The 19,527-nt window shown below is 35.5% G+C and carries 21 protein-coding genes; 18 read left to right on the top strand and 3 right to left on the bottom strand.

What is annotated here, in order from left to right; translation table 11 throughout:
- Positions 1 to 10 precede the first annotated feature (10 nt).
- From H3T47_RS08360 to H3T47_RS08310, 11 genes are all read left to right on the top strand, one after another.
- On the top strand, positions 11 to 1,150 hold the full coding sequence (locus tag H3T47_RS08360; RefSeq protein WP_199283158.1) for a CamS family sex pheromone protein: 1,140 nt from the start codon (positions 11 to 13) through the stop codon (positions 1,148 to 1,150).
- A gap of 14 nt (positions 1,151 to 1,164) precedes the next feature.
- Positions 1,165 to 1,467, top strand: a complete 303-nt coding sequence (gene gatC / locus H3T47_RS08355) for an Asp-tRNA(Asn)/Glu-tRNA(Gln) amidotransferase subunit GatC (RefSeq protein WP_038521665.1) — start codon at positions 1,165 to 1,167, stop codon at positions 1,465 to 1,467.
- A complete protein-coding gene (gene gatA, locus H3T47_RS08350) occupies positions 1,467 to 2,906 on the top strand; it encodes an Asp-tRNA(Asn)/Glu-tRNA(Gln) amidotransferase subunit GatA (RefSeq protein ID WP_199283157.1) in 1,440 nt (479 codons plus the stop codon). The genes gatC and gatA overlap by 1 nt, the downstream gene beginning before the upstream one ends.
- Positions 2,907 to 2,909: 3 nt before the next feature.
- Positions 2,910 to 4,340: an Asp-tRNA(Asn)/Glu-tRNA(Gln) amidotransferase subunit GatB gene (gatB, locus tag H3T47_RS08345; RefSeq protein WP_199283156.1), complete on the top strand. Its 1,431-nt coding sequence runs from the start codon at positions 2,910 to 2,912 to the stop codon at positions 4,338 to 4,340.
- Positions 4,341 to 4,372: 32 nt separating this feature from the next.
- A complete protein-coding gene (locus tag H3T47_RS08340) occupies positions 4,373 to 5,293 on the top strand; it encodes a diacylglycerol kinase family lipid kinase (protein WP_109918128.1) in 921 nt (306 codons plus the stop codon).
- Positions 5,294 to 5,509: 216 nt separating this feature from the next.
- Entirely contained in the window at positions 5,510 to 6,310 is an 801-nt protein-coding gene (locus tag H3T47_RS08335; RefSeq protein ID WP_187159208.1) for an SDR family oxidoreductase, read from the top strand.
- 14 nt (positions 6,311 to 6,324) lie between these two features.
- On the top strand, positions 6,325 to 8,160 hold the full coding sequence (locus tag H3T47_RS08330; protein ID WP_199283155.1) for a PTS sugar transporter subunit IIA: 1,836 nt from the start codon (positions 6,325 to 6,327) through the stop codon (positions 8,158 to 8,160).
- A 1-nt stretch (position 8,161) separates the two neighbouring features.
- Complete coding sequence (locus tag H3T47_RS08325; protein ID WP_052059640.1) at positions 8,162 to 8,659, top strand: transcriptional regulator GutM; 498 nt, start codon at positions 8,162 to 8,164, stop codon at positions 8,657 to 8,659.
- Complete coding sequence (locus tag H3T47_RS08320; RefSeq protein ID WP_038521683.1) at positions 8,656 to 9,207, top strand: PTS glucitol/sorbitol transporter subunit IIC; 552 nt, start codon at positions 8,656 to 8,658, stop codon at positions 9,205 to 9,207. The genes H3T47_RS08325 and H3T47_RS08320 overlap by 4 nt, the downstream gene beginning before the upstream one ends.
- A gap of 24 nt (positions 9,208 to 9,231) precedes the next feature.
- A complete protein-coding gene (locus H3T47_RS08315; RefSeq protein ID WP_109918130.1) occupies positions 9,232 to 10,233 on the top strand; it encodes a PTS glucitol/sorbitol transporter subunit IIB in 1,002 nt (333 codons plus the stop codon).
- A 16-nt stretch (positions 10,234 to 10,249) separates the two neighbouring features.
- Positions 10,250 to 10,615: a PTS glucitol/sorbitol transporter subunit IIA gene (locus H3T47_RS08310; protein WP_038521685.1), complete on the top strand. Its 366-nt coding sequence runs from the start codon at positions 10,250 to 10,252 to the stop codon at positions 10,613 to 10,615.
- A gap of 195 nt (positions 10,616 to 10,810) precedes the next feature.
- Here the strand turns inward: H3T47_RS08310 and H3T47_RS08305 are convergent, their stop codons facing one another.
- Positions 10,811 to 11,521: a Bax inhibitor-1/YccA family protein gene (locus H3T47_RS08305; RefSeq protein WP_199283154.1), complete on the bottom strand. Its 711-nt coding sequence runs from the start codon at positions 11,519 to 11,521 to the stop codon at positions 10,811 to 10,813.
- Between the two features lie 172 nt (positions 11,522 to 11,693).
- Here H3T47_RS08305 and rlmD point away from each other — a divergent pair, with 172 nt between their 5' ends.
- The 4 genes from rlmD to H3T47_RS08285 all read left to right on the top strand — a co-directional run bounded on the left by rlmD (position 11,694) and on the right by H3T47_RS08285 (position 15,329).
- Positions 11,694 to 13,046, top strand: a complete 1,353-nt coding sequence (rlmD, locus tag H3T47_RS08300) for a 23S rRNA (uracil(1939)-C(5))-methyltransferase RlmD (RefSeq protein WP_199283153.1) — start codon at positions 11,694 to 11,696, stop codon at positions 13,044 to 13,046.
- 159 nt (positions 13,047 to 13,205) lie between these two features.
- Positions 13,206 to 13,745, top strand: a complete 540-nt coding sequence (locus H3T47_RS08295; RefSeq protein WP_199283152.1) for a TetR/AcrR family transcriptional regulator — start codon at positions 13,206 to 13,208, stop codon at positions 13,743 to 13,745.
- The gene (locus H3T47_RS08290) at positions 13,742 to 14,323 is read left to right on the top strand and encodes an NAD(P)H-dependent oxidoreductase (protein ID WP_199283151.1); all 582 of its coding nucleotides are present in this window, start codon (positions 13,742 to 13,744) and stop codon (positions 14,321 to 14,323) included. Before H3T47_RS08295 ends, H3T47_RS08290 begins: the two co-directional genes overlap by 4 nt.
- A gap of 478 nt (positions 14,324 to 14,801) precedes the next feature.
- Positions 14,802 to 15,329, top strand: a complete 528-nt coding sequence (locus H3T47_RS08285; protein ID WP_199283150.1) for a hypothetical protein — start codon at positions 14,802 to 14,804, stop codon at positions 15,327 to 15,329.
- Positions 15,330 to 15,442: 113 nt separating this feature from the next.
- Here H3T47_RS08285 and H3T47_RS08280 read toward each other — a convergent pair whose 3' ends face one another.
- Positions 15,443 to 15,901: a DUF3021 domain-containing protein gene (locus tag H3T47_RS08280; RefSeq protein WP_199283149.1), complete on the bottom strand. Its 459-nt coding sequence runs from the start codon at positions 15,899 to 15,901 to the stop codon at positions 15,443 to 15,445.
- On the bottom strand, positions 15,898 to 16,332 hold the full coding sequence (locus H3T47_RS08275) for a LytTR family DNA-binding domain-containing protein (RefSeq protein ID WP_109918138.1): 435 nt from the start codon (positions 16,330 to 16,332) through the stop codon (positions 15,898 to 15,900). Before H3T47_RS08275 ends, H3T47_RS08280 begins: the two co-directional genes overlap by 4 nt.
- A 327-nt stretch (positions 16,333 to 16,659) precedes the next feature.
- Between H3T47_RS08275 and H3T47_RS08270 the strand changes: the two genes are divergently transcribed.
- The 3 genes from H3T47_RS08270 to H3T47_RS08260 form a co-directional block, all read left to right on the top strand.
- Positions 16,660 to 17,073 (top strand): hypothetical protein, encoded by a 414-nt coding sequence (locus tag H3T47_RS08270; protein ID WP_233335887.1) that lies wholly within the window; start codon positions 16,660 to 16,662, stop codon positions 17,071 to 17,073.
- Positions 17,074 to 17,409: 336 nt separating this feature from the next.
- The gene (locus tag H3T47_RS08265) at positions 17,410 to 18,942 is read left to right on the top strand and encodes a class I SAM-dependent DNA methyltransferase (protein ID WP_199283148.1); all 1,533 of its coding nucleotides are present in this window, start codon (positions 17,410 to 17,412) and stop codon (positions 18,940 to 18,942) included.
- A partial coding sequence (locus H3T47_RS08260) for a restriction endonuclease subunit S (RefSeq protein ID WP_199283147.1) occupies positions 18,932 to 19,527 on the top strand: 596 nt, incomplete at its 3' end. The genes H3T47_RS08265 and H3T47_RS08260, both read left to right, overlap by 11 nt.

Genomic DNA, 19,527 nt, shown 5'->3' with positions numbered 1-19,527 from the left:
AACGTTTAAAGTGAAAAAATACTTGCAAATATTAGCACTTCTGGGAACATCGCTCTGTTTGACGGCATGTGGAAATTTAAAAAATTCCGACTTGGCCAACAACGCGAAAACTTCTTCAAATTCTAATGCAAAAAGTTATCAAACTACTGAAACAGGTAATAATGGCTATACTGTTTTGCTCAAAAATGGGCATTATGTTACAAGTCCGATAGCTGGTCTGACTGCAACTAATAATAATAATTCAGTTGATTCACGCGAGCTGGAGCGCGGTTTAGTAGATATTTCTAAAGGCGTCTATTCAACTAATTCTTATGTTTTCCAAGAAGGACAGTACATCACTGCCAATATGGCAAATGAGTGGCTTGGTCGAAAATCTAAAAACAATCCAAGTGGACTTAATCCTGAAGCAGGGACTAAGAAAAATTATCGGCCCTATTATCTAGAAGAAATTTTTGAACAGGATTATTTAACAGGTTCTGGTCCGAATTATCATATTGGTGGCATTAGTATTGGCTTGGCAATTAACTCAATTGACTACTACCAAAAGGTAAAGGATGGCCCCGAATATCAAGCTGAAATTTCCCGTTCTCAGCAAAAGCAATTTGGTCAACAAGCAGCCGAAAAAATTGTCTCCCGCCTGCGCAAGAAAAAGGCTTTAAAAAAAGTTCCAATTACTGTAGGTCTTTTTGCTAAAGAAAGTAAAGACTCATTAGTAGCAGGAACTTACTTTTTAAGCGGGACAGCGGTTGCCAATAGTAGTAAAATAACTAAATGGAAAACTATTGATACGCAAGCAGAAGTATTGCCTACGGTTGGCAATAAAAAAGCAATCAACAGCAGTGATGCCTCAAGCTTCAATAGTTTCAAGGAATCTATTCAAAATTATTTCCCTAACGTTAGCGGGGTAACGGCAACATTACGCTACGAGAATGGTAAATTAGCTCAGGAAAACATTTCAATTACTACTCAATTTTATGGGTATGAACAAATTCAAAGTTTTACTAGGTTAGTGTTATCAACCGCAAAGAAATATCTGGCAAATAATGTGCCGATTGAAATCAAAATTGGCTCTGTTAGTGATATTCAAGCACTAGTTGCTAAGGAAACGGGAGATAGTGGTTATCAAGTTCATATTTATGGTGGCGAATAAGGAGGTATATTTGCGTGAAAATCACAGAAGATACAATTAAGCACGTTGCGGTTTTGTCGCGACTTGAAATTGATGAAAAAGATATTGCGAAAGTAACTGAACAGATGAGTTCGATTATCAATATGGCTGATCAATTATCTGAAGTTAATACTGATGGAGTTAAAGAAACTGTTCAAGTTGTTGATCGCGATACTGTTTTCAGAGAAGATAAGCCGGAACACTGGCAAGACAGAGATGAATTAATGAAAAATGTTCCTGACCAAGCCAATGGCTTCATTAAGGTGCCTGTAATTATTAATAAGGATGAGGACGAGTAATGAATTATTTAAATGAAGATATAGACTCTTTGAATAAAAAACTTGCCCAAAACACTTTGTCAGCTGACAAATTAGCGCAAGATACAGTTGAAAATATTAAAAAAACTGATGACAAGTTAAATGCTTGGATCACAATCCAAGATGATGCTAAACCAGCAAATGACTTGGATTTTGAGCATAATAAATTAGCAGGTATTCCAATCGCCATTAAAGATAATATTATTACTAAAGGCGTTAAGACTACTGCCGCTAGTCATATTTTGGATAATTACATTCCAGTTTATGACGCAACAGTAATTGAAAGATTGAAAAAAGCGCAAGTGACTTTTGTGGGTAAAACCAATATGGATGAATTTGCGATGGGTTCATCTACGGAACACTCTTATTTTGGTATAACTCACAATCCGTGGAATTTAGATAAAGTGCCAGGTGGCTCCTCTGGTGGTTCAGCAGTCGCAGTTGCTTCAGGTCAAGTAGTTGCCGCCTTAGGTTCTGACACTGGTGGTTCAATTAGACAACCTTCTGCATTTAATGGTATTTTCGGTATCAAGCCAACCTATGGTCGGGTTTCACGTTGGGGTCTAATAGCATTTGGCTCGTCTTTAGATGAGATTGGCGTCATGAGTAAGCGTGCCAAAACTTCTGCTCAAGTCTTAAATGTTATTGCCGGTAGTGATGGTCATGATTCGACCTTGTCAACTAGGGCAGTTCCTGACTTTACCAAATACATTGGTCAAGATGTCAAGGGATTACGCGTAGCAGTAGTAAAAGAATATATGGCTGCCGTTGATGGTGATATGCGTGCAGCTATCCAAGAACAAATCGATGCTTTGGAAAAAGCAGGCGCAATTATCAGTGAAGTATCGTTACCTTTAACTAAGTACGTTGTTCCAGATTATTACATCATTGCTTCAAGTGAGGCTTCATCGAATTTGCAAAGATTTGATGGTATTCGTTACGGTTATCGTGCTCAAGATACTAAGAATTTATTAGATGTTTACGTTAAGTCACGTTCAGAGGGCTTTGGTGAAGAAGTAAAAAGACGAATTATGCTCGGCTCTTTTGCACTTTCAGCTGGTTCTTATGATCGTTTCTTTAGACAAGCTTCTAAGGTCAGAACGCTGATTTGTGAAGAATTCGATAAAATCTTTGCTGAAAATGACGTTATTGTGGGACCAACTACTACCACACCTGCTTTTGGTATTGGCAGTGAGATTTCTGATCCAATTAAAATGTATAACAACGATATCTTGACAATTTCCGCAAACTTAGCTGGAATTCCAGCTGCCAGTGTTCCTGCTGGATTAGTAGACGGTATGCCTGTTGGTCTGCAAATTATGGCTAAAAGATTTGATGAAGGCAGCATCTTCCAAGTGGCTGACTTTATTGAACGTACTAACAAGTTTTATGAAAAAACACCAACTGGAATGGAGGATTAACTGATGAATTTTAAATCAACAATTGGGTTCGAGGTTCACTTTGAATTAAAAACTAAAAGTAAGATTTTTTCACCTTCGCCAGTAAGTTATGGTGCCAAGCCCAACACAGAAACTAATGTCATTGATTGGGCAATGCCGGGTGTTTTGCCATACGTTAACAAAGATGTTTACCGTTTAGGCATCATGGTTGCTTTGGCAACCCATTCACATATTTTACCGACTACACATTTTGACAGGAAAAATTATTACTACCCTGACAGCCCTAAGGCATACCAGATTACCCAGTTTTTCCAACCCTTAGCACGTGACGGCTATGTTGAAATAGAAGCTCACGGTAAGAAAAAACGTATTGGTATTCACGAAATGCACATTGAGGAAGATGCTGGTAAAAATACTCACGGTACAAACGGTTATTCCTATGTTGACTTAAACCGTCAGGGTGTGCCTCTGCTTGAAGTTGTTTCAGAACCGGAAATTGCCGATCCTGATGAAGGATACGCTTATCTCGAAAAATTGCGTAAGATAGTTCAATTTACCGGTGCTTCTGACGTCAAGATGGAAGAAGGATCAATGCGTGTTGATACCAATATTTCCATTAGACCTGCCGGTCAAAAAGAATTGGGTACTAAGGTCGAAATGAAAAACCTGAACTCATTTGAGCATGTGCGCAAATCACTAGCTTATGAGGAAAAACGGCAAGCACAAGTTTTGCTTTCCGGTGGTCGCGTCCAACTTTCTACTCGTCGTTTTGATGAGGCAACTGGTAAAACTGTTTTGGAGCGGGTTAAGGAAGGCGATGCGGACTACCGCTACTTCCCAGAACCGGATATTGCTCCCGATCATATTAGCCAAGAGTGGATTGATGAAATTAAGGCTTCGTTGCCACGCTCTGCGGAAGAACGCTATAACCAATATGTTAATGAGTTTGGCTTAAAAGAATACGATGCCAATGTCCTTTTGCAAACTAAAGAAAGCTCAGACTTTTATGATCAAGCCGTTGCAGCTGGTGCTGATCCGCAACTTGCTGCCAATTGGATGAATACGCAAGTTAACGGTTACTTAAATGATAATCGTGTTTCTTTAGCTGATATTAAGTTGACCCCTGAACACTTGGCAGCTATGATTAAGTTAATCAAGGATGGCACAATTTCTTCTAAGATTGCGAAAAAAGTTTTTGCGGAAACTATTGCTAATGGTACTGACCCTAAGAAGTATGTGGAAGATAAAGGCATGGTGCAGTTGTCCGATACCAGTGTATTAGCGCCAATGGTAAAGGAAGTTGTTGATAACAATCCGCAATCAGTTGAAGACTTTAAGAACGGTAAAGATCGTGCAATCGGCTACCTTGTTGGTCAATTGATGAAGCAAACTCTCGGAAAAGCCAATCCAAAAATAATTAATAAATTATTGAACGAAGAATTGCAAAAGCGCTAAGTAAGTTATTGTAGTGATAAAGGGTAGAAATTATGACTAAAAAAGCAAGACTGATTTATAACCCTGTTTCCGGCCACGAACAGATGCCAAAAAATGTCGCAGATATATTGGACGTTTTAGAACGTGCCGGTTATGAGGCGAGTGCTTTTCGAACCACCCCTGAAAAACAAAGCGCGCAAAAAGAAGCAACCCGTGCTGCCAATGAAGGTTTTGACTTAATTGTCGCTGCCGGTGGTGATGGCACAATTAATGAGGTTGTGAATGGCATTGCCTATCTGGAACAAAGACCGAAGATGGCAATAATTCCAGCAGGTACTACCAATGATTATGCCCGTGCTCTGCATATTCCTCGTAATGACGTTGCCGAAGCTACTAAAGTCATTCTTAAAAATAAAACTCGCAAAATGGATATAGGTCAAGCTACTTTTGCTAAAGACATCCAATATTTTGTTAATATCGCGGCCTGTGGTTCACTAACTGAACTAACTTATGGTGTTCCTTCAGAAGTTAAATCAGCTCTTGGCTACACAGCGTACCTGATCAAGGGTGCTGAGATGTTGCCACATTTAACTGAAAATGAAATGCGTTTAACTTATGATGAGGGCGTATATGAAGGTAAGTTGTCGATGCTGCTCTTAGGCATGACCAATTCTATTGGTGGCTTTGAGCAAATAATGCCAGATGCGGAATTAAGCGACGGTTTATTTCAGTTAATTATTGTTAAGCCTGCTGATCCGGTGAAGCTGCTTAAATTAATGGCACTGGCACTGAATGGGCGTCATGTTGATGATCCTGATATTATTTATACCAAGACTACCAGTCTCAAAATTGAATTAACAGGTAAAAGTGCACACGAAAAATTACCTGTTAACCTAGACGGTGAAATCGGTGATTATTGTCCTGTTACCTTTAAAAATTTGCAGCAGCGCATTGAATTCTTTATTGGGGAATAAAATAATCAGTGATTCTGACATAAAACAACAAAAAGGGAAATTAAGCATTAAGTTACTATTTTCTAGTAACTTAATGCTTTTTTATTGGCTTTTACTAACCCCAATCTTTAACTTAATACCCAAAATTTCTGCCAATGCTGAAAATAAGGTTATTAATATCTGCAAGCGATTTCATTAAACTGGATAATGTAATCGAATACAGAAAGGAATATTAACATGGAAGATTGGTTAAATATTGAAGATAGAGTTTACATTGTGACTGGAGGCTCATCTGGTATTGGAGCAGCTATTGTTAAGGAGCTGGCCGATAGGGGAGCAAAAGTTGTCGATGCAGACTTAAACGAATCTAAAAATGCTAATAAGAATGTGGAATTTTGCCACACCGATGTGACAAATAAAAAGGAAGTGGAGCAAACAGTCAAACATACAGTTGAAAAATATGGTCGAATTGATGGTGTTGTAAATAATGCTGGTATTAACTTGCCCCGGCTTTTAGTAGATGATGAAGAGCCTGAAAGTCAATATGAAATGACCGAAGATGACTGGGCAAAAATGTTTACGGTAAACGTTAAAAGTGTAATGCTTATGTCTCAAGCAGTCGGTCGCTTTTTAGTAAAACAAAAACACGGTGTAATTATTAACATGTCTTCTGAGGCTGGATTAGAAGGCTCGCAAGGTCAGAGCATTTATTCGGCTACTAAGGGTGCTATTAATGGCTTTACCAGATCTTGGGCTAAGGAATTGGGCAAATTTAATGTCAGAGTTGACGGTGTGGCGCCAGGAATCATGGAAGCAACAGGTTTAAGAACACCAACTTATGAAAATGCGCTGGCTTATACCAGAAACATTACCGTAGATGATTTGCGTGCGGGCTATAAGAGTACTTCAACCACTCCAATGGGTAGAAGCGGTCACTTATATGAAGTTGCAGATTTAGTAGCTTATCTTCTCTCCGATAGAGCAAGTTACATCACCGGCGTCACCATCAATGTAGCCGGAGGAAAATCGAGAGGCTAGATGAAAGGAAACTAATGGATAGCTATTTATTTGGACTCTTAAAACTCTTCATTGAAAATGGCTCAATGACGATGCAAGAAATTGAAGCTTACAGTAATATTTCTGCTAAAACAGCTAATAAACGTATTGCTGAAATAAATTCTATTTTAGGAAAATCAGCACATATTTCGGCTGGCATTGAAAGATTTCAGTTAATAATAAATGACTATTCAAAATTTCTGGATATTGAAACTCAATTTTTAAAAGGGGAGCTGGATTTAAATGATCCGGTTAAGAGAAAGGCATTAATTATTGATATTCTTATTAAAAATAAGAATTTTATTTCAATTGATGATATAGCAGATAAAGTAACTGTTAGTAGAAAAGTAATTAATAAGGACTTAAAACAGATTAGAGCTAGTCTTAGTTCTTATAAGGGTGAAATTGAGTCTAAGACGGGAAAGGGAATCAAGGTAAGCTTTGCCAGCAATTTCGATGAGATTTGTGCATTAAGAAATTTTGTCATTAATCACACTTCCAAATCAAGCTGGTTAAGTTTTACTGCCACCTTTTCTGAGACTGTTAAAAGCTTAGAAGTTTCAAAAGAAGCTCACCACCAAATATTAAACAATATCTTAGCGGTTAAAGTATTCAAAAATTACGGCTATACTCTGCAGCATTTGCCTAAACACTATCATCCTTTATGGGATGAAACTAGCGCTATCTGCAACTTAATTGCCGAGTTAAAAGAGACAATCAAGGATATTACTAAGGCAGAAATAAAATTTATTCTTTCGCCATTAGATTTGTCTAAAAATAATTATTTAAATTTAGCGACTGTGGAACAGGCTTTTCACCAAAATTATGAGTTGTTATTTGTTCCTTTTAAAAGTACGCTATTGCAATATGGATTAAATGCTCAAACAGTTTATGAAAGAATTAAGTGGCATTTATTATTTTCAATTAACCGGACACTTTTATATACGAAAATTATTGAGGTTTTACCCAGAAATATTTCTGACAACTATCCGATTGCCTTGGAATTTAGTTTAAAACTAGCTGATAGGATAAATACTCAATTTGCAGTTTGCCTTTCAAAAAACGAATTAAATTATTACGTGGTCTATTTTGAAATGTTTCTGGAAGAAATTTCTGAAGACACCAAAGAACAGGTAAGAGTGGCTTTTGTCGGCTCAATTCGCAGTTCCGTTAAAGGGTTCATCGAAAATAAGTTGCTGAACGTTTTTGAGAATTTAAGAACTTATTCTTTCGCTAATGTGACAGAGTTCAAGAAAGCGAATGACAAGTTCCTCTTAGTTTTTGTGGACAAGCCTTTAAAAATAAAAGATGTGCAAGTGGTAAATGTGGGCACGGCTTTCAGACCGGAAGCATTGTCGATAATTATGCAAATTTCCGTGATTGAGCAATTAATAAAGCAGGGGAAGATTATTTTATCCGTAGAACACCTTGAAGCCGATGATTACTACGACGCCGTTGACAAGATGATTGACCATCAAGTGCAAAAAGGGCAATTAACTCCTGATTTTAAGCGCACCTGGATTGAAAGAGAAAAAGATACCAATAACATTTTTACGAATGGAATTGCAATTCCCCACGCGATTGATTTTTCAAACAAAGAAAGAATACTGGTTAGTGTTGGCATTATTGACAATAAAATTTCATTCAAAAAGAATGAACTAAAATTGATTTTTTTAATTGGCATTCCGAACAGCTTAAATAAGGAACTTATCGACGCAACATCAAGACTTTATGATTTTATTAGCTTAATTTCTAGAAACGAAATTTTATACGACAACATTGCTCAATATGATGACTCAAAACAATTAATTCAAATAGCAGAAGGTGTGTAAATTGAATATTTTATTTATTTCACTGTTATTAGGGGCAGTTTTTCTACTTCAAAGTTTTTTCGGCTTTTTACAAGTTAAGAATTTTGTCAAAGTTTTTCGCAAGATGTGTAAAAACGGAAAAGTTTTAATTGGAAAGAATCCTAAAAAACTTAGGGCGGGAACTCTGTTATTACTTAATATTGATAAACAGGGCAATATCAGTCACGCTCAAATAATGAAGGGCGTAAGCATTTTTGCCAGATTTAAACAATTAAAATCATTAGAAGGTAACTGCTTACCTTTACTAGCTAGCAGTTACGAAGAATTAAATAATTACGATTCTCTCACACAGGAATGTATTTTGAATGCTTACCGCAATTTGATTAATTATCAAACCGGCAAGATGAGTCGAGAGGATATAGACACGAGTACTAATTTTCTTTCTCTGCCTGTATTTTCAATGTGGAAGAATGAGTTAGTTGGAAAATTTAAAGAAATAAGGAGAAGGCGAGAATTATGAAATATATTATTAATTTTGCCACTTGGTTTATGGGATTATTTCAAGCCGGTGGTAAGCAATTCGCAAATTGGGTAAGCACAATTATTCCGTTAGTTTTGATTATGCTCGTATTCATGAATGCCTTAATTGCAATGATTGGGCAAAAGAAAATGAACAAATTTGCTCAGGCATCTTCTAAGAATCCGTTCATGAGGTATATGATTTTACCCTTTATCGCAGCATTTATGTTGGGTAACCCTTTAGCACATACTATGGGCAAGTTTTTACCCGAATATTACAAACCTAGTTACTATGCTTCATGTGCCCAATTTTGTCACACGAGTAATGGTGTGTTTCCGCATATCAACCCAGCAGAGTACTTCATCTGGATGGGAATTGCGGCTGGTGTCCAGAAGTTAGGCTTGAATACCATGGATTTAGCCGTTAGATACTTACTTGTCGGTTTAGTTATGAACTTTATTGGCGGTTGGATTACCGACTTTACTACTGAATATGTATGTAAGACAACGGGGATCAAATTGTCTAAAGAAGCTAATGTTGCGGAATAGATTAAGTTGGGAGATGACAAAATTATGACCAAATGGAAAAGCGTGAAAATAGTTCACGGTTCTGGTGGCTGGGGCGGCCCCCTAGTAATTACACCAACTGAACAAAAACACACAATTTTGTATGTTACCGGTGGCAACAAACCGGCAATAGTTGACAAGCTGGTTAAGTTAACGGGTATGAAAGCGGTAGATGGTTTTAAAACCTCTATTCCTGATGCAGAAATCGCTGTAGCAGTTGTGGACTGTGGGGGTACGTTAAGGTGTGGTATTTATCCTAAAAAGAAAATTAAAACAATTAATGTATTGTCGACAGGAAAATCAGGACCGCTAGCAGAATTCATTACACCAGAACTTTACGTATCTGCTGTTAATGTAGATGAAATTACCAGTACGGAAGAAAACGCTTCAGCAGATAGCACTCAGAACGCAGCGGAAACTGAGCCAACTGAAAGCAGTATTGATACTGATAAAACCCTAACGCAACAAAATGATGGTAGTTGGGTAGCTAAAATTGGTGTTGGCGTTGGTAAGGTCGTGGCGATTTTTAACCAAGCAGCTAAAAAATCTGTTGATACGGTGATTAAAACTATTTTGCCTTTCATGGCGTTTGTATCGCTGCTGATTGGTATTATCAATGCCTCTGGTATTGGTAAGTGGTTTGCTAAATTGATGACTCCGCTGGCAGGTAATGTATGGGGCTTGATGCTTCTAGGCTTTATTTGTTCCTTACCATTTTTATCACCATTATTAGGACCCGGCGGAGTTATTGGTCAAATTATTGGTACTTTGATCGGAGTAGAAATTGGCAAGGGTAATATTCCACCACAATACGCTCTGCCAGCATTATTTGCCATTAACACCCAAAATGGTTGTGATTTTATTCCAGTTGGCTTAGGTCTAATGGACGCAGATGCAAAAACCGTTGAAGTCGGAGTTACTTCAGTATTATATTCAAGATTTATAAATGGTGTGCCACGTGTATTTGTAGCATGGCTTGCAAGTTTCGGCCTTTACAGTGGAAAATAGAAAGGATTTCTAAAAATTGGGAAAAGAGCCTATATTTAAAACAGTAGTTAGAGAAATTGGCAAAGAAGCACAAGATTTCAAAGCCGTTGACATGTTGATTTTCTTCGGTGATGAAGCACCAAGTGCGTTACGTGACTCTTGCTTCATTATTGACGTTAACAAAGTAGATGCCAAAATAATAAAAGGCATGACACTTAAAATTGGTGATACTGATTATCAAATTACCGCAGTGGGTAGTGAAGTTAATACCAATTTGAGTAATTTGGGTCATATTGCCGTTAAGTTCACGGGCGATGAAGAAGCCGATTTACCAGGTTCCTTATATGTTGAAAAGAAAGCTTTTCCAACAATTGAAGTAGGTACTGAAGTAGAAATCTTTTAAAGGCTTTAGTATAATTAGTTAAATTTCGGGAATTTAAAAACACTCCTTTTTAACTTGATTAGTTATTGAAGTGCTCCATAATAGTTAGAAATTAATCTGACTATTAGGAGCACTTCATATCAGGAGTGTTTTTTGATATAAAAAATAAGTAGTTCTATCTTAAGAACTACTTATTATTATTTTGATAGTTTGGCGCTAATTGCGACTATTGCTGCTGCCACCAAAGATTTCTAGTAAGAACATAAAAATATTAATGAAATCAAGGTAGAGTTGCAATGCACCAAGTACTGCCAAGCCATTAGTTGAAACTTGATTACCGTAATTGATGTATATTGCTTTCATCTTGTTAGCATCACTGGCAACTAAGCCTGTAAAAAGAATGACACCAATAAATGAGAAGACATAGTTAACGGCAGGGTTGCGTAAGAACATGTTAACTATCAGGGCAACTACAAAACCAAGTAAAGCAGCACTCAGGTAGGCATTCCAGTTGCTAAGATCCCTTTTAGTGAAAGTACCAAACAAAGCCATAGCAATAAAGACGGCAGCTGCTGAAACAAAGGCAGAAGTGATTTGGGTGCCGGTATAAAAGCCGGCAATCAAGGCAAACTCAAAGCCATAAATTACTGATAATATTGTTAACATTACTAAACTGGCAACTGGACTACGGTCTGCCTTAAAGCTAATTCCCATTGATAAGCCAAAAGGTACAAATAAAATGAGCCACATCATGGCTACTGGCATGTTCATCACAGCGCTTCTGAATACGGTCATTGTTAAATAGGCAGCTAATGCAGAAACAAGCACTGCACCACCCATCAGCGCATACATTTTAGTTAAAAAAGTATTAGTTTCGGAGATGGTGTGGATTTGGCGCCTATCTGAATTAGTATCATAATTATTCATGAAAAACGTCCTTTCTTTAATTTATTAATAATAAAAGTAACACAGACTAAAGTAAGTGTGAAGGGAAAAAGCTGAAATTAATCCAATATTAAGAATACGGCATGTACATTACTTTTAACGGGATTTTTAGTAAAATAGAGATATTAATTATGTTTGTAAAAAAGGACAAGATATGGAAAAAAATCAAATTATTAAGTTAGAAATTACCGATTTATCTTATGAAGCAATGGGTGTGGCTCATTATGAAGGGATGACAGTGTTTGTCAACAATGCTTTACCGGGAGAAACAGTAGAAGCCAAGATTTTAAAAGTAAAGAAACACTTTGCTTTTGCTAAAATCGAACAAATTATTAAGGAAAGCCCTGACCGGGTTAACATTAAACTTAACCAGTGGGTCCAAACCGGCTTGGCCTCTTTAGCACACATCAAATACGATAAGCAGCTCGAGTTTAAGCGCAAACAAGTGGTAAATTTATTGCAAAAAGCTCATTTAGATGATGTAAAAGTAGGAGAGACATTGCCTAGTCCTGAAGAAACAGGCTACCGTAACAAGGCACAGGTGCCAGTGCGTGAAGTTAAAGGCCAGCTTGAAATTGGCTTTTTCAGAAAACATTCGCACGATTTGGTGCCACTGACTAATTTCTTTACGACTGATCCAGAAATTGACCGCGTTTTGGTTGCAGTTAGGGATGCATTGCGTCAATATCACGTACCTGCATACGATGAAATTCATAATCAGGGTGAGGTGCGGTATTTAGATGTCCGTCGGAGTAAGGCTACCGGTGAAATCATGGTGATTTTAGTTTGCTTGCACAAAGATTTTCCGCAACTACCTAAAGTGGCTGAGGCAATTAAGCAAATTGATGGCGTAACTAGCCTAGTCTTGAACTATAACCCGAAGAAGACCAACGTTATCTTAGGTAAGATTGATTACTTGATCTTCGGTAAGCCACAAATTACGGATCAAATTGGTGATGTTAAGTTTAAGATTTCCCCTGAAAGTTTCTTTCAAATTAATTCACTGCAAACACCCCGTTTATATGATTTAGCTATTAAAAAAGCTGATTTGCAACCTGAAGATATCGTGATTGATGCTTATTCAGGTATCGGAACTATTGGTTTAAGCGTTGCTAAACACGTTAAATCTGTCCGTGGAATTGAAAGCGTGTCTGACGCGGTGAAAGATGCCAATAATAATGCTAAGTTGAATGGTATCAATAATGCCAAATATGTGACTGGTAAGGCAGAAGAAGTGATGCCGAAGTGGGCTGCTAAGGGGATGAAAGCTGATGTCATCTTTGTCGACCCGCCACGCAAAGGATTAACGCCAGAATTTATTGAGGCAGCAGTAAATACTAGTCCAAAGAAAATTGTTTATATCTCATGCAATCCCGCAACCATGATTCGTGACTTGCAGGAATTTATGAATGAAGGTTATACCTTTAATCAAATCGATCCTGTTGACATGTTTCCGCAAACGCCACATGTTGAGGCAGTAACGGTGCTGGAGCGGACTAGGAAATAAGCAAAAATGCCTGTATAATAGTATTTCTAATAGAAAAAAGCGTCCTAATTCCAATTTTTAAAATAGGAATTAGGACGCTTTTTAGACTTCTTGACGTTCGTAGATAACAGTGTTATATTTTTAGCAATAGATAACATTGTTATCTAAGGGGATATGCAAATGGATAATACACAAGATAAAATCATTCAAGCAACGATAGAATGGATTGAAACCGATGATTATAAGAATTTATCGATGCGAAAACTGGCAGCAAAAATAGGAATGACCACTGGCGCCATTTATAAATATTTTCAAAACAAGGATGAGTTGTTTTACCAAGTATCGGTAAAATTATCACAGCAATTTGCTGAACAACTGATTACTGCTCCAGAACAATCCGCCAAAGATGAACTCCTTTCAATTGCCAATAAGTTTTGCCAGCTAAGCCAAGAACAGGCGAAGCTAATCAACTTTCTATTTTTTAATTCGAGTTTGACCCACTTTTACCAAAATGCCAATCATGATTTTCAATTTTACGATCAGGTAATGAGGTTAGTTCATCATGTAAACAATGATGGAGTTACCGATCAACAATTCTTTACTCAAATTTGGGCCTTTATTCAAGGGTACTCGTTGTTAATCATAAACGGGGTCGCTGATTATGATCCCTTTTTGGTTGAAAAAACTTTAAATGAAATGATTGGGGGTAACAAAAAATGATTATGATTATTTATTGCCATCCGTATGACCAAAGTTATAACCATGCGGAACTCGAAGTAATTAAGGAAAATTTAAGTGCAGCTCACCAGAATTACGAAGTAATTGATTTATATGCGGATCATTTTAATCCAGTATACTCAAAAGAAGAATTGCGGCTCTACCATCAGGGTCAAACTACCGATCCTCTAGTTACTAAATACCTAAAACTATGTCAACAAGCGAATACTGTGATTTTTATTACCCCTTACTGGTGGAATGATGTTCCCGGGATGTTAAAAGGCTTTATTGATAAGGTGATGAAAGAAGGAGATGGTTTATCACACACTGTTACTAAAATAGGAGTGAAAGGTGAGCTGACTAATGTTAAGCATTGCTATGTGCTAACCACTTCAACCTCTCCAACTTGGTATATTCGTTTCTTTTTAGGAAATGCTATCAAGAAAATTTTTATTAACAAAACTTTGCGCCAATTAGGATTTCGGCACTGTTATTGGCAGAATTTTGGTGGTATTACTAATTCTTCACTAGAACGGAGAAAGAAATATTTAACAAAATTACATTTTCAACACTTTAGATAATAGAATGATACTACTTAAGCAAATTCTTAATATTTTAAATAACACTTTTTTCTAAGTATTTAAAAGCTGTTAAACATTACAGAAGAAATTACTAAGAAAGTTATGAAAGTTCTATAGTCTCTTATTGAGTTTGAAAAACCTATTATAAAACAGAAACGTTAAAGTTCTTTTGCTAATTGTGTTTTCATTATCATATATAAAAAATTAGTTTGAGTATCACAAAATATTGGTCAGGCAAACATGATAATAAAATAAGGCAATCCGAAGTGGAAAAAGTCACCATTCTTTAACTCAATAAAAATAACCTTATGGCTAATGACTAAATCAATATCATCACTATTTCGATCACAAAGATATTTTTAATGAGCATTTTTTTAAATTTGGGCTTTAATTAAGATATTAAAGAATATATAATTAATAACTGTAAAAATATGCTTATTTTTTTAAGTTTGCTGTATACCAGAAAGAAGTAGTTACCATGAGAACACCTATTTTTTTAAGTAAACCGAGTCCAATTTGTAAAGAACAAGAATGTTTTATAGATTGCCTAATTGAATTTTTGAAAAGTGAAGGATTGGAACCGAGAACTTTAGGTGTAACTGATTATGATATAAATGCACCATTAAAAGGAATCAGACGGATTATGATGGAATCTAATGGCTTGTTAGCTATTGCACTTAAAAAAACTCATATTGAAACTGGCTGCCAATACAAGGAAGGATGTTGGGATTGTGTAGAAGATAAATGGTTGACTAGTCCATATTGTCAGATTGAACCAGCTATGGCTTTTCAATTAGGCTTGCCTGTTTTAATACTGAGAGATAAATCTGTAATTGCAGATGGTATTTTGGAAAAGGGAGCTCTAGGGAGTTTTATGTCAGTTTTTAATATGGAAGATGGTTGTGACTATTTTTGCTCTGATGAATTTTTGGAATTACTGAGAGAATGGGAAGCTGATGTAAGGACTGTGGCTAAAAATAAAGGTAATCCTCCTAGATTGTATTAAATAATAATAGGATAATGTCTCCAAGAAAAAAAGCTGTGTAATCAGTAGGTTACGCAGCTTTTTTGTAATTATGATTAAAAAATTAATAGTCTCGCTATTAGATCTTCTCAAAACTATTTCTTTTTTATTTTATTGTTGATCTCTCTAATTTCTCTTATAACTCGGTAAGATCTGATAAACCATACTGCGACGTAAATTAAGATGAAGAGTCCAGTAAAAATCATAAAGTTAACGATATTTGCTGGAAACCAACCTGCTAAAAATGCAAGCGGAGTAAACCCGATGTAGTAAATGATAAAACTAACGATTGTCCTCTTTAATATGGACCATTGTCTAATAACAAAGACAAAGCTACCAAAGCCGAATACTAATCCCATTAAGGACCATAAAATTACTGAGACGGTCATAGCGTTTAAAGGAGTAGCAAATTTTGCAGAAAAACTGGGAACTGAGGGATAATATACTGAGTTTTTATTTGAAAAATTGAAAAAAAGAGAAACGATCAGTCCATATAGGGTTCCTTCAGCTGAAAACCTAAATATATAGTTGATGAATTTTTTTATATTTTTCATATTCCTAACCTCTCTTTCAGGTTCTTAATATTTCTTCTTGATATTTGTACGCGATGCTTATTGGTCAGAACAACATCGATTAACCCATTATTAAGTAATTCAAGGTGATCGATGTGTTGATAATTAAATATAGCGCTGCGTGAAGCTTCAATAAAATAGTTCGGTAGATCTACTTTCAAATTTGATAAACGATCATTATATGTAAGTTGCTGCTTTTCTGTATAAACATTAATATCTCTGTTAGCAACTTCAAGTGAATAAATGTCTTCAAATTGAATTGGATAAATTTGAGATTGATAATGGCACCATAGTGAATTTTCGGACTGCGATAATTTTTGCAAAAGTTCATTAATTGCTGGTGTCATTTTTTTGATCCATAATTCACCGTGTTCTTCACTAATATTAGGATCGATGTGACAATTAATTTTCATTCCTGGCGCTCCTTTCTGTTAATAAGTATAGTAGATGAATTTCACTTTTATCCCAGATTAATGCAAATGGTGGAATAAGTGTCATAAATGGTTACAAAATTTATCTTTCTGGTTGAAATTTAGCTTTTATAATAAAAAGAGAGTTTGAATGCATGAATATACTAAAGTATAATTTAAAAGAAAAAGTTTTTTACTTAAAAGGATGAAGATGATGCAAGAAATTAATGAATTAAGGTTAGATTGTGCATTTAAACAAAAAGAGGACTACATATAATACTAGCTTCAATTTTTATTTGGCTAGTCATTGCAATTATTCACTTTTCGTCTATGCCAATATTAACGAAAAATCTTTTTACTTTTATTTGTGCTGCAGTTTTATTGCCTTTATCTTATTTTGTTTCTAAGCTAATTAATGTTGATTTTCAAAACAAAAGTAATCCATTAACTGAGTTGGGAATACTGTTTTCTGTTAACCAAGCACTGTATTTGCTAATTGCGATGTGGATTTATCCAACTATACCAGAAAAAATGCTTATGATTTTAGCAATTATTTTTGGCGCACATTTATTACCATATAGTTGGCTTTATAGGTCTCGGGTTTATTTAGTCTTGTCGATTTTAATACCCTTTTTAGCCTTAATCGTTGGACTAAACTTTGAGCCAGCAATTTTGGCTTTGACAATGATGGGAATTGAAATTATTTTTTCCATTGCTTTAGTATGGGAAGATAGGAAAATATAATTTTTAAGAAAATAAAAACTATATTTAGAGCAATGATATTAATCATCTGCTCTTTTTTTATGACTTAATAAATACGAAATAGTATTTAATTGTATTTAGAAAAGCAAATTTGAATATTTTAAAATTAAGATGTTTAGTTTTAAAAAGCTTAATACTATAAATAATTAAGCGGATACAAATAATAAAAATATAAATTAGATCAAAAAAACTATTATAGTATACCTACTAATTTATAAAATTAAAATAATCATCACACACATATATATTCAAAGTGTATAATTTAATTAAGGTTTTTAACATAATGATTAAAGTTGAAGACAAAAGGAAATTTATTATATGGCAGCAAATACAAAAGAACTAAATATAGAAAATAAACTGTGGGAAACTGCAAACGCACTAAGAGGAAGTATGGATGCCTCTGAATATCGTAATGTGGTTTTAGGATTGATTTTTTTAAAATATGTTTCCGATGCTTTCGAAACTAGACGAAATGAATTATTAAAAACGGAATTTCCAGAAGATGCAGAAGATCCTGATATGTATCTTTCTGAAAATATTTTTTGGGTACCGAAAAAAGCACGTTGGGAATTGATTAAAGATTCTGCTAAATCACCTAAAATAGGTGAAATTATTGATAATGCCATGGATGCTTTAGAAAAAAATAATGATTCTTTGCGCGGTGTATTGAGTAAGAATTACGCCTCGCCTGACTTAGATAAAACCCGGTTGGGCGAAGTCGTTGATTTAATCTCCGATATCAGTTTAGGAAACGAAAAAGCTAAGCAATCTGATGTGCTGGGACGTGTCTATGAGTATTTTTTAAATGAGTTTGCTTCGCAGGAAGGAAAAAAAGGGGGAGAGTTTTATACTCCTCGGTCTATTGTACGAATACTAGTAGAAATGATTGAACCATATAAAGGTAGAATTTATGATCCTTGTTGTGGTTCTGGTGGGATGTTTGTTCAATCTGATAAATTTGTGCAGGAACATCAAGGAAAGATTAATGATCTTTCGGTATATGGAGAAGAATCAAACCCGACCACTTGGAAATTAGCTAAGATGAATTTAGCTATTCGTGGTATTGATAATAATCTTGGACCTCATCAGGGTGATACTTTTCTCAACGATCTACATAAAGGTGAAAGATTTGATTTTATTCTGGCTAATCCACCATTCAATGTTAAAAACTGGAATGGAGAAAAGCTAAGAGAAGATGCACGTTGGAAATATGGAGTACCTCCAATCGGTAATGCTAATTATGCATGGATAGAGCACATAATTAGTAAATTAGCACCTAATGGCAAGGCTGGCTTTGTTTTGGCAAACGGCGCACTATCGACTTCTACAAAGGACGAATATGCTATTCGTAAAGCAATTTTAGAAGATGATAAAATTGATGCTATTGTAGCTTTGCCTGATAAGATGTTCTATTCTACAGGAATTCCAGTTTCATTATGGTTTATCGACATGGATAAAGCTTCTCAAGGAGAACGGGTTCGTAAAGGGGAAACTTTATTTATCGATGCACGTAATCTTGGTGAAATGGTCGATCGAACTCATCGAGAATTTTCTAAAGAGGATATTGCTAAGGTAGCTGACACTTATCATGCCTATCGTGGAACTAACAAGCAGAAGTATGAAGATGTTGCAGGCTTTTGCAAAATAGCTTCTTTAGATGAGATTGCAAAAAACGATTATGTTTTGACTCCGGGGCGTTATGTTGGTTTAGCCAAACAAGAAGATGATGGTGAACCTTATGAAGTTAAAATGGTACGCCTTACTGGCGAATTAAAAAAGGAATTTGCTGAAAGTGATAAACTTCAAGCTCAAATAAAAGACGTTTTAAAGGAGCTTGGATATGAAATATAAAATATCAGAAATAGGCAAAGTTGTCGGTGGAGGAACTCCATCCACTAAGCATGCTGAATATTATTCAAAAAATGGAATAGCTTGGATTACGCCTAAAGACCTGAGTGACTATCATAAAAAATATATTGGGCATGGTGCAAAAGATATTTCTGAAGAAGGATTAAAAAATTCTAGTGCTAAATTATTGCCTGTTGATAGCATATTAGTAAGCTCCAGAGCTCCTATTGGTTACGTTGCAATGGCAGGTACAGATTTAGCTACGAGTCAAGGCTTTAAAAGCATTGTACCAAATACTTCAAAAGTAATGCCTGAATATCTCTATTATTTAATGTTAAAAAGTAAGGATAAATTAGAGCAAATAGCATCTGGGTCTACTTTTAAAGAAATTTCTGGGAAAGAAATGTCTAATTTTACAGTCGACATACCGGAATTAAAAGAACAAAAGGAAATAGTTCAGAAACTGAATCCGATTTTTAAAAAAATTGAGGAAAATGATCAGATAAATGATAATTTAACATTTCAAAAGTACTTTTCTAATAAAATTATTTTTAGGTTATTTAGTAAGTTATTTTCATGCTTATTTTT

Origin of the sequence: Lactobacillus sp. W8093, from assembly GCF_016100925.1 — a bacterium.
In the GTDB taxonomy this organism is placed as follows: Bacteria; Bacillota; Bacilli; order Lactobacillales; family Lactobacillaceae; genus Lactobacillus; species Lactobacillus helsingborgensis.
This window is presented reverse-complemented; position numbering and strand designations above follow the sequence as displayed.

Coding starts and splice junctions, on each gene's coding strand:
- gatA (WP_199283157.1), top strand. CDS start 1,467: ATGAATTATTTAAATGAAGATATAGACTCTTTGAATAAAAAACTTGCC.
- gatB (WP_199283156.1), top strand. CDS start 2,910: ATGAATTTTAAATCAACAATTGGGTTCGAGGTTCACTTTGAATTAAAA.
- H3T47_RS08340 (WP_109918128.1), top strand. CDS start 4,373: ATGACTAAAAAAGCAAGACTGATTTATAACCCTGTTTCCGGCCACGAA.
- H3T47_RS08335 (WP_187159208.1), top strand. CDS start 5,510: ATGGAAGATTGGTTAAATATTGAAGATAGAGTTTACATTGTGACTGGA.
- H3T47_RS08330 (WP_199283155.1), top strand. CDS start 6,325: ATGGATAGCTATTTATTTGGACTCTTAAAACTCTTCATTGAAAATGGC.
- H3T47_RS08320 (WP_038521683.1), top strand. CDS start 8,656: ATGAAATATATTATTAATTTTGCCACTTGGTTTATGGGATTATTTCAA.
- H3T47_RS08315 (WP_109918130.1), top strand. CDS start 9,232: ATGACCAAATGGAAAAGCGTGAAAATAGTTCACGGTTCTGGTGGCTGG.
- H3T47_RS08305 (WP_199283154.1), bottom strand. CDS start 11,521: ATGAATAATTATGATACTAATTCAGATAGGCGCCAAATCCACACCATC.
- rlmD (WP_199283153.1), top strand. CDS start 11,694: ATGGAAAAAAATCAAATTATTAAGTTAGAAATTACCGATTTATCTTAT.
- H3T47_RS08295 (WP_199283152.1), top strand. CDS start 13,206: ATGGATAATACACAAGATAAAATCATTCAAGCAACGATAGAATGGATT.
- H3T47_RS08290 (WP_199283151.1), top strand. CDS start 13,742: ATGATTATGATTATTTATTGCCATCCGTATGACCAAAGTTATAACCAT.
- H3T47_RS08285 (WP_199283150.1), top strand. CDS start 14,802: ATGAGAACACCTATTTTTTTAAGTAAACCGAGTCCAATTTGTAAAGAA.
- H3T47_RS08280 (WP_199283149.1), bottom strand. CDS start 15,901: ATGAAAAATATAAAAAAATTCATCAACTATATATTTAGGTTTTCAGCT.
- H3T47_RS08275 (WP_109918138.1), bottom strand. CDS start 16,332: ATGAAAATTAATTGTCACATCGATCCTAATATTAGTGAAGAACACGGT.
- H3T47_RS08270 (WP_233335887.1), top strand. CDS start 16,660: ATGCCAATATTAACGAAAAATCTTTTTACTTTTATTTGTGCTGCAGTT.
- H3T47_RS08265 (WP_199283148.1), top strand. CDS start 17,410: ATGGCAGCAAATACAAAAGAACTAAATATAGAAAATAAACTGTGGGAA.